1 protein-coding gene is annotated in these 959 nt (G+C 73.2%); it reads left to right on the forward strand.

Features of this window, described 5'->3' with window-relative positions; all coding sequences use genetic code 11:
- Positions 1-169: 169 nt before the first annotated feature.
- On the forward strand, positions 170-850 hold the full coding sequence (gene mtrA, locus HMPREF3105_RS10785; protein ID WP_070709587.1) for an MtrAB system response regulator MtrA: 681 nt from the start codon (positions 170-172) through the stop codon (positions 848-850).
- Positions 851-959: the final 109 nt, after the last annotated feature.

A 959-nucleotide genomic window follows, 5' to 3' on the forward strand; every position in this document is an offset into this window, starting at 1 on the left:
CCGAGCTGCGCGGCTGAGCCGGCGCCCCGACGGACCGGGGCGACCTCCGGCGTCGTCCGCCGGGGACGGGCCCGCCCGGCGGGTATCATCGGGCTGATCCTGAAAATGTCCTGTGCCCGGGGCCGGTCCCGCCCGCGGCGCCGGGGGGAGCGCTGACGAGGAGGTCAGGATGGGCAAGGCCAAGATCCTGGTGGTGGACGACGACGAGGCGCTGGCCGAGATGATCGGCATCGTCCTGCGCAACGACGGCTTCGAGCCGACGTTCGCGGCGGACGGCACCTCCGCACTGCCCGCGTTCCACCGCGAGCGCCCTGATCTGGTGCTGCTGGACCTCATGCTCCCCGGCATCGACGGCATCGAGGTCTGCAAGCTCATCCGAGCCGAGTCGGACGTGCCGATCGTGATGCTCACGGCCAAGTCGGACACGTCGGATGTGGTGCGCGGCCTCGAGTCGGGTGCGGACGACTACGTGCCCAAGCCGTTCAAGCCCGCCGAGCTCGTGGCTCGCGTCCGGGCGCGCCTGCGTGAGGGGGAGGCCAAGCCGGCGGAGGTCCTGCACATCGGGGACCTCGAGATCGATGTGGCGGGCCACCAGGTCACCCGCGGCGGCGTCGGCATCGCCCTCACCCCGCTGGAGTTCGATCTCCTCGTGGCCCTCGCCCGGCGGCCGCGCCACGTCTTCACTCGCGAGATGCTCCTGGAGGAGGTCTGGGGCTACCGGCACCAGGCCGACACCCGGCTCGTGAACGTCCACGTCCAGCGCCTGCGCTCCAAGGTCGAGCCGGATCCCGAGAACCCGTGCGTCGTGCTGACCGTCCGCGGCGTCGGGTACAAGGCCGGCCAGGGCTGAGCGCATGACCGTGTCCGGCCCGGATGTGAGCGCGGCCCCGGCGGCCGAGTCCGGTGCCGAGCCGGTCGAGCCCGCCGCCGCCCGCCCACGGTCGTGGGGCCCCGGCCCC

Source organism: Micrococcus sp. HMSC31B01, assembly GCF_001816085.1.
GTDB lineage: Bacteria > Actinomycetota > Actinomycetes > Actinomycetales > Micrococcaceae > Micrococcus > Micrococcus luteus.

Coding starts and splice junctions, on each gene's coding strand:
- mtrA (WP_070709587.1), top strand. CDS start 170: ATGGGCAAGGCCAAGATCCTGGTGGTGGACGACGACGAGGCGCTGGCC.